Source organism: Enterobacter sp. 301B, assembly GCF_003850715.1.
Classification (GTDB): domain Bacteria; phylum Pseudomonadota; class Gammaproteobacteria; order Enterobacterales; family Enterobacteriaceae; genus Enterobacter; species Enterobacter intestinihominis.
Genome location: NZ_PQTC01000052.1, coordinates 1 through 7,411 on the forward strand (window position 1 = coordinate 1; position 7,411 = coordinate 7,411).

Here is a 7,411-nt window from a genome sequence, read left to right on the forward strand (position 1 = left end):
GCCCGCACTCCACGCTGAATTATCAGACACCGTCTGAATTTGCAGCGGGCTGGAGAAAGGGTCATTCTGAGAATGAAGATTCCGACGTTACTAACTGAGTGTTGTATCTAATCGTGGGGGCAGGTCATCAAAGCTATGCTTATAAAGAAATGATCTGCTTGATAGATGCTACTAAAAAACGAATGGCTAAATATAGTATGAACTATAGGGCAAATGATCTTCATTCTTTTTTTAATTTTAAAAGCGGAGTTAAAATTACGACTTGTCATTCGACAAAAGGAGATGAGTACGATGTCATTATTTGCACCGGGCTATTAAATGGAAAAATACCAAATTGGAATGACATTATAGATTGTAGCCCTGCACATCAAAATTATGTGGCTCGCAGGCTCTTATATGTCATAGGGTCTCGTGCAAAAAAAACATTTATATTTGATATCTGAAAGCGGTCATAAGACACAAAAAGGTTATCCATATCAGGTCACTCCACAGCTTTAAGTACCCTTTGGTAGCAATAACTTTGGTATTATTGCTACGGGGAAATATAGTACTTATTTTCTTTTCTGCTTTGTCAATTGTTTAGGCAGCATAAGCTTTTAACCTTTGAGCTTGCACATAGCCGCTCCACCATTGCATGAGAACCACTCGTTCTGCGAGATAATCTGCGCGATTATATGCGGCAATTATTTCATCTTTCTTCGAGTGAGCAAGGGCCGCTTCTAAGACATCTGTCCTGAACTTACCCGACTCCTCTGCGGCCGTTCGTGCAATAGATCTCATTCCATGGGCTACAAGCTCTCCACCAAAGCCCATACGGATTATGGCCGCATTCGCTGTTTGTTCATGCATATGATTGAGTGGAGCTTTGATACTGGGGAAAACCCACTCTCTGTGCCCACTGATGGCTTTCATTGAATCCAATATTCGCAAAGCTTCTTTACTTAATGGGACCTTATGTGGCTTCTTCATTTTCATAAAATCGGATGGTATGTTCCACATGCCGGTTTCTATATCAATATCTGACCATCTTGTGCGAACAGCTTCACCAGGGCGAACCCATGTGAGAAGTTGCCACTCAATCAGTAGCCTTGTTTCTAAACGGATAGAAGCATTGTTTAGAGCAACCAGGAAGCGGGGGAGTTCGGAAGGGGGTAATGCTGGCATGTTCTGTTTCTTCGGCTTACTGAACCGTTGCCCAAGGTTATCAGCAGGATTGAACTCGATAAGTTCCTCAGTTGCAGCATAACGAAAAATTTCATTTAATCGGGAAATGATTCGCCGTAAAGTTTCGAGGACTCCTCTTTGCTCAATAGGATCGAGATGTTGCTTTAAGAGTTTGGGGCGGATCTCATTGATAGGAACATTACCCAAGCCGGGAAAGATATTTCTCTCCAGGCTTCGCCAGATGTCTTCTGCATGGTCTTGTGAGATACCTGAGGTCTTTACCTTCTCATCTAACCATTTCCTTGCCACGGTTTGGAGAGTGTGTTCAGTAGCATTCTTTAAGGCATTAGCTTTATTGTTGTTATGGACTTGAGGATCAATGCGATTGGCAAGCAAGGAAAGGTATTCATCTCGCAAGGCTCTTGCTCTTGCCAGAGTGAGGTGAGGGTAGGTCCCAAGGCTCATTTTGGTTCTTTTCTTACTCACTGGCACCGCATATCTGAAATACCAATTCTTCTTCCCTCCTTTTGCGAGAGGAGCGATTCGCAGGATCAAACCATCACCGTCAAACAAGTTGATTTCTTTGTCGGCTGGCTTGGTGCTTTTGATTTCAGTGTCAGTGAGCTTCTTAGCGATTTTTGCCATTTTGGGACCCTCGGTTTTTGGACCCTTCTTAGTGGGTCCCATTCAGGGTGCCATAACTCGTAGTTCTCAGCAATTCTCGCTAGACTACAATAGACGTAAAAAAGCCCGCAGAGCTTGTGCTGTGCGGGCTTAGTAGACTTTACTGAACTTCAGTACATCAATATTTGGTGGAGCTGGCGGGAGTTGAACTCGCGTCTGAAATGAGTATAAATCGTTGAAAATAAAAAATATTTTCTCCGTGTCAGGCTTCGAGTGCATTTTACGTGCATATTGAGGTCTGTCTAACGTCCTGATTCTGTCCAACATTTTGAAATATTTACCCCGCTACAGAGCGGCTGAAATCGCGGTTTTACCGTCATATTCAGCCAGGTATTTACCGTAGTTGCGGAATATCATTTCCGGCCCTTTGTGGCCCATCTGTCCGGCAAGCCAGAAGAGGTTAACGCCCTGGCTAATATGCTTGGTGGCGAAGGTGTGCCGCGTCTGGTACGGGTTACGATAGCGCACGCCAGCTTTTTTCAGGGTCGGCACCCATGCTTTTTTACGGATCGCGTCGGCGTTCGCCCAGGGTTCTCCCGTTTTTGGATCGCTGAATATGAACTCACTTTTCATAAAGGTGTATTGCTTCTGCGCCTGCAGGGCAGCCAGCGCCTCACTGTTCAGCTCAACCTTACGGGTACCGGCTTTTGTCTTGGTGCCTTTGAGTACCCCTACGACACTGGCCGCCTGTACGTGAGCTGTGTTCGCTATGGTGTCGAGATCAGTCCAGCGCAGCGCGCACAGTTCGGAGCTCCGCAGACCGGTATTGAAAGCAAAGCGGAACAGGTTTTCCCATTCCGGGTACCTGCAGCTCTGGTAAATGGCGAGGGTTTCCGCTGGCGTGAACGGGTCAACCTCGTAATCGTCGGCGCTCGGGCTGCTGTCGATCACGTGGTACCGGCTGGCGCTGACAAGGGTTACCGGGTTAATGGTCAGCAGGCCATCCGTAACAGCTTCATCGATGGCGCTGCGCAGAAACGAAAGGTTATTCCTGGTCGTTTTCAGCTTTGTTTTCCGGCTGGCTATCCAGTTTTTAAGGACCGCTGGCGTCAGTTCTGACACGTGGAGTTTATGCAGAGCTGAAAGCGCCGACAGGCATTTTTCATAACCGTTGATAGTCGACGGGGACAGGTTGCGGTTCTGGCAGATTTTCAGGTACTCGTCCAGATAAGACTTTATGTTTTTGGTTTTCTTTACCACCCCGAACAGCTCCAGCTTTTTGGAGTTGGGGAAATATTTCGCATATTCAAAGGTGCCACTGACGATCTGGTTTTGTATCTCCCCGAGCAGGCGCTCGGCGTACTTCACACCGCGCGCGTTTGCTTCCATTTTGGAGAGGGGCTCCCGGCACAGAACCCCTTTGTATGTGAAAGTGATAACCAGAGTGTCGCCAGTTTTATGCTGGCGGATGGTTACTCCTCTTGGGAGAGATAATGATCCTTGTTCTTTCTTGCCCACTTTGAAACCTCCGTTAAGTCAATCCAGCGTTCTTTAACGCCATCGACTTTTAATACATGTACTCCCTCCTTCCATAACCCCCTTTGTATCCGTTTGTTAACGGCTTCTACCGTTTCCCCCGCGTCCCTGCAGTACGTAGAAAGGGGTACACAGTCAAGACTCATGACTGACCTCCCGCCCAAATGCCTGGGCATTTTCCAGTTCATTTGCCGCATAGATAAGTGCGTTGTGGTGCGCTCTAAAACCGCCATCAAGTTCGCTGGCCGCTCTCTTGCGCAGAATGTCGATCGCAGCCTGATAGTCATTCTGGTAATCGGCTGACTTTTCAGCCGAACTGGCCGGCAGATCCCCCAGCACCATCAACATGTTTTCCGGATCGATGGGAATGGTGGCGAGCCCCAGCTCTTTGGCCTCGACCGCTAAACGGGTCCAGCGTTCAATAATTTCAGTGGTACCTTTTTTCATGGCATGCCTCAGAAACCTATCAAAAATTTATACTCAATCAGCGCGCCGAACACGACGGCCACCAGCAACAGGCCAAACAGCAGAGAAAGGAAGAATGCTTTCATTTTCTGTCCTTCAGTTTGCTGTATAGTTCATGGCTCATTACTTCCCAGTTCTGGCCGCCGTCTCGGGACAGCAGCCGCCAGCGGCGATTAACCCTCAGGCTCAGGTTTCCGGAGCCGTGCATACGGCAGGGATGAATCCGCCTGGCTCTGAACTGGCGGAGGACATGGACCGCCTGCAGGTGCACCCACTCAGGAATTCGTATCGCTGTCAGGGCCATTGTCCTTCTCTCCTGCAGGTGGGGTGATCGTGTAACCGGCGCGTTCAGCCATCCATAAAAAAGTCTCCAGCGATGCTGTAACCTCGCCGTTCTGAACCGGGCGCGCGTGGATAACTTTCCCGTTCTCGATTGTCAGCACGATATTTACTGGTTCGTGCGTGATAATTGGTGTCTGATCACTCATGGCTTGTCTCCGCTGTGACTGATTTTTGTTTCTTGGCAAACTCAACCAGCTCAGAAATGAGCTCGTCGATTAATGCCTTTCCGCTTTCTGTCAGGAACTCACCGCTGCCATTCACATCTACGGCGTTGCTGTAAATTCCTCTGATGGCTTTTACGCCGTCAATATTCCCGTATTCACTGAGAGCCAGCTTTTCGAATCGTCTCAACAGACCATCAAGCAGTATTTCTGTTAATTCGACGGTGTTTATTCCCCCCTTAGGCATATTAATAATGATGCAGGTGCTTCCGGTTTTACGCTGGTGGCGTAATAACGAGGCTTTAAGTATTCGGCGTCGATATGTTTCTATTAATTTATCCATTGCGCTGTTCTTCCTCCAAACTCATAACTATTTCTTCCTCCTTTTCGGTCCATCCGTGAATCTCAGCGGCCAGGTCATAAACCAGAGCACATAGAGTTTTAAGTTGAAATCGGTCGAGCTTGTCGTGATATTCATATAATGTTTGCGACAAACCAGATAACTGTTCTGCTTTGATATTCACACCCTGAATATCCTGCCTTTTAAAATGCTCATAATTACCGTCCATATGCTTTTTTAAGGTAAAGTCGAGCGATTACCTCGTAACCGCAGGCCGCATAAAGGCATGCTGTTCTATATGCCGATTTATCAATGATGAAAGTCATACGAAGCGCCTCACAGCCAAAGAAGCACCACCCGACCGTAAATTTTGATTTCTTTCTGTTCATCGGTATTAAGGATGAAAGTTTCGTAATGATGGTTATCAGAGATGATTTTTAATGAGCCATCAGCTAATGGCTCAATTCTCTTAATGAAAAGGCATGGGCGACCAAAAGCATCCATTGTGTAAACATAAATGCCAGAGGTAAGCGCACGTCCACCGCAATCAACGAAAGCCACAACCTCACATGGTTCGATGGTCGACTGCATTGAATCACCTTCCATCCGGCAGCTTTGTACGCGGTTGCCAAAGTCATTGATGTTGTCAGATCCGAACAGCATTTGAGGGGTTTTAACTGGCTGATTAATTGCGACGGAATTTTGCATTTTCATTTCCTCAGGGTGAGTTTGGTCACACCATTTAAGGTGTTTTATTAATTGTTTTTATTTATAGTGATTTAATTTCGAAGTTATTTATTTGTTCGTTTACTTCTTCTAATGTTTTTACAACTAAAGTAATTAATGCGTGTTCTCTTATTTCTTCCTCGGAGGTCATTTTTTCAAGGAGTAACCATAATGAAGATGAACAACAAGTTATATCGTGCGCCCAACTCATGACCATAGAGCTTGTTTCATCTTTATTGAGAACTACAGTATCAGTTATCATTGTTTGTTCTCCGGCCAATCATGCCCGATTTCGCGATTTATAACTGAAAGATTTTTCTTTAATTGGTTAATGCAAATTTGAATGAGGGCTGCTGGCTTATAGCCAGTATCTGGATCAGATTCGGCATATTCAAGCACGTTTACCACGCGATCAATATCCATAGCTAGCTGGTGGATGGGACCATTTTCAGATACCAATTGTTGAGTGCTCATCTTCCTGCTCCGTTTGCTTGTTGATGATTAAACAATACATAACGTATTAACCATCGTCAATACAAAACGGATTAATCTGATGTATTAATTTTTATCTAGATGTTTGTTAAGGTTTTTTTGTTTGATTTTGTGACGGAGGGAATAAAAAAAGCCGCTTTCGCGGCTCGTACACTATGGCAGGTTGGTTATTTTTGCATCGACCACGACGCCGATAATACGGCAATTACCATTTATGGGAATGATCGGGTATTGAGGGTTTAACGGCTTGAGGAATCGTTGACCAGCATCGATAACCAGCTTTTTGAAAGTGGCCTCGTTATCCCCATCGAGTTTAGCGACAACTAACTTTCCGTTGATGGGTTCAACCTGAGGATCGACCAGTATAACCATGCCTTCAGGAATGCTAAGCCCGGCTGGCGATGTCATCGAATCCCCTCTGACATCTAACCAGAATGAGTCTTCTGAACATTCCACGGTTGTATCATACCAGCGGTCGATCGCGCGCCTATGATATGGCTCCACTGCTTCCATCCAATCCCCTGCGCTGACCCAACTGATTACGGGGTAGCTTCCTTTCGATTCATTCATGGCGTGAAATGACACATTATGATCAGCTCTTGCGTCGCTCACTGCGCCGTCAGCGTCAACCACAAAACCTGGCATTTGTAGAATTTTAAAAATTTTTGCTATGACCTCCAGGTTTGGTTCACGTCTTCCGTTCAGCCAATGGCCTAGCCCACCCTGTGTCATACCGAGTGCTTCAGCTAGCTGTTCTTGAGTCATTCCGACTTCTTTCATCCTGGATTTGGCCAGGTCCTGCCATCTCTGTTTCATAGACATGATTATTACAATCCGTATTTTTTGAGCAACTTCCATTTTGTATTATTGTTTTATGTGTGTATAGTACGTTATGTATTATTTAGATAGGAACTATCCGAATGAGCGGTATTAAGAGCCTAAGGCTGAAAGCAAAAGTGACCCAGGGTGAGCTGGCAGCGTTGATCGCTAGCTCTCAAGGGGCCGTTAGCCACTACGAAACTGGTCGTCGAATCCCAGATATTGAAGTTGGGAAACGCATTGTGAGCGCCTTTAAGCAGCTCGGATATGAAACCAGTCTGGATGAGGTTTTTTCCGATGAACATACCGGAGACCAACTTCGATAACGCACTGCTGCCAGATACCCACTCACAAGCTGATGCCGAGTGGATTAAGCAGCAGTTACTTAGCCTGATACCTACTGCACGACAAAAAGCTATCCAGCGTTATGCAGCTGTGTATCAGGAGACGTTCGAGGCTGAACCCGTTTCCTACCGCAAGGAGAACCGGGCAAGGCATGAAGCAAACACAAGGCTTCGCCTGTTTGTAAGAAATCAGGGCAGAGCTTTACAGGGGTATACCGCCGAACCTCCCCTGGCTGGATCGCAATCGCGCTCCTCATTGTTTCGGGTTTAAAGGTACCCGAACAGAGCAGGCTTAAAGGTGCCTGTTCAGGTTGGCAACCAACTGACCCAACTCCTCATATGTACTAGGGAAGTAGTACGTTTTTATGGGGAAGAGGGAAAGGGGGGTAAGGGGGGAT

General features: G+C 46.3%; 14 protein-coding genes. 3 read left to right on the plus strand and 11 right to left on the minus strand.

The genetic code is table 11. The annotated features are described in order from the left end of the window. Positions 1–197 precede the first annotated feature (197 nt). Complete coding sequence (locus tag C3451_RS23775) at positions 198–443, plus strand: 3'-5' exonuclease (protein ID WP_240034231.1); 246 nt, start codon at positions 198–200, stop codon at positions 441–443. 136 nt (positions 444–579) lie between these two features. On the opposite strand, the gene C3451_RS23780 is transcribed toward C3451_RS23775, so the two are convergent. From C3451_RS23780 to C3451_RS23835, 11 genes are all read right to left on the minus strand, one after another. Next, the gene (locus C3451_RS23780; protein WP_077948849.1) at positions 580–1,809 is read right to left on the minus strand and encodes an integrase domain-containing protein; all 1,230 of its coding nucleotides are present in this window, start codon (positions 1,807–1,809) and stop codon (positions 580–582) included. A gap of 324 nt (positions 1,810–2,133) precedes the next feature. Then, on the minus strand, positions 2,134–3,306 hold the full coding sequence (locus C3451_RS23785) for a DUF3596 domain-containing protein (protein WP_032666068.1): 1,173 nt from the start codon (positions 3,304–3,306) through the stop codon (positions 2,134–2,136). Next, on the minus strand, positions 3,261–3,470 hold the full coding sequence (locus C3451_RS24695; protein WP_000050710.1) for a hypothetical protein: 210 nt from the start codon (positions 3,468–3,470) through the stop codon (positions 3,261–3,263). Before C3451_RS24695 ends, C3451_RS23785 begins: the two co-directional genes overlap by 46 nt. Next, complete coding sequence (locus C3451_RS23795) at positions 3,460–3,771, minus strand: hypothetical protein (protein WP_032666065.1); 312 nt, start codon at positions 3,769–3,771, stop codon at positions 3,460–3,462. Before C3451_RS23795 ends, C3451_RS24695 begins: the two co-directional genes overlap by 11 nt. A gap of 293 nt (positions 3,772–4,064) precedes the next feature. Next, positions 4,065–4,277: a hypothetical protein gene (locus C3451_RS23805; protein ID WP_023150192.1), complete on the minus strand. Its 213-nt coding sequence runs from the start codon at positions 4,275–4,277 to the stop codon at positions 4,065–4,067. Next, positions 4,270–4,635 (minus strand): hypothetical protein, encoded by a 366-nt coding sequence (locus C3451_RS23810; protein WP_032666063.1) that lies wholly within the window; start codon positions 4,633–4,635, stop codon positions 4,270–4,272. The genes C3451_RS23805 and C3451_RS23810 overlap by 8 nt, the downstream gene beginning before the upstream one ends. Beyond that, a complete protein-coding gene (locus C3451_RS23815) occupies positions 4,628–4,816 on the minus strand; it encodes a hypothetical protein (RefSeq protein WP_223259305.1) in 189 nt (62 codons plus the stop codon). Before C3451_RS23815 ends, C3451_RS23810 begins: the two co-directional genes overlap by 8 nt. Before the next feature lie 152 nt (positions 4,817–4,968). Further along, positions 4,969–5,340, minus strand: a complete 372-nt coding sequence (locus tag C3451_RS23820) for a S24 family peptidase (RefSeq protein ID WP_240034230.1) — start codon at positions 5,338–5,340, stop codon at positions 4,969–4,971. A gap of 61 nt (positions 5,341–5,401) precedes the next feature. Then, on the minus strand, positions 5,402–5,620 hold the full coding sequence (locus tag C3451_RS23825) for a hypothetical protein (RefSeq protein WP_047667549.1): 219 nt from the start codon (positions 5,618–5,620) through the stop codon (positions 5,402–5,404). Further along, positions 5,617–5,832, minus strand: a complete 216-nt coding sequence (locus tag C3451_RS23830) for a hypothetical protein (protein ID WP_063927978.1) — start codon at positions 5,830–5,832, stop codon at positions 5,617–5,619. The genes C3451_RS23825 and C3451_RS23830 overlap by 4 nt, the downstream gene beginning before the upstream one ends. 171 nt (positions 5,833–6,003) lie before the next feature. Continuing rightward, positions 6,004–6,672, minus strand: a complete 669-nt coding sequence (locus tag C3451_RS23835) for a LexA family transcriptional regulator (RefSeq protein ID WP_032625781.1) — start codon at positions 6,670–6,672, stop codon at positions 6,004–6,006. 98 nt (positions 6,673–6,770) lie between these two features. On the opposite strand from C3451_RS23835, the gene C3451_RS23840 reads away from it, so the two are divergent. Together C3451_RS23840 and C3451_RS23845 are read left to right on the plus strand one after the other, a co-directional pair. Continuing rightward, positions 6,771–6,995, plus strand: a complete 225-nt coding sequence (locus tag C3451_RS23840) for a helix-turn-helix transcriptional regulator (protein ID WP_032666057.1) — start codon at positions 6,771–6,773, stop codon at positions 6,993–6,995. Beyond that, positions 6,967–7,284, plus strand: coding sequence for a hypothetical protein (locus tag C3451_RS23845; protein WP_124304487.1), 318 nt, complete (start codon positions 6,967–6,969; stop codon positions 7,282–7,284). The genes C3451_RS23840 and C3451_RS23845 overlap by 29 nt, the downstream gene beginning before the upstream one ends. The last annotated feature ends 127 nt before the right edge of the window (positions 7,285–7,411 follow it).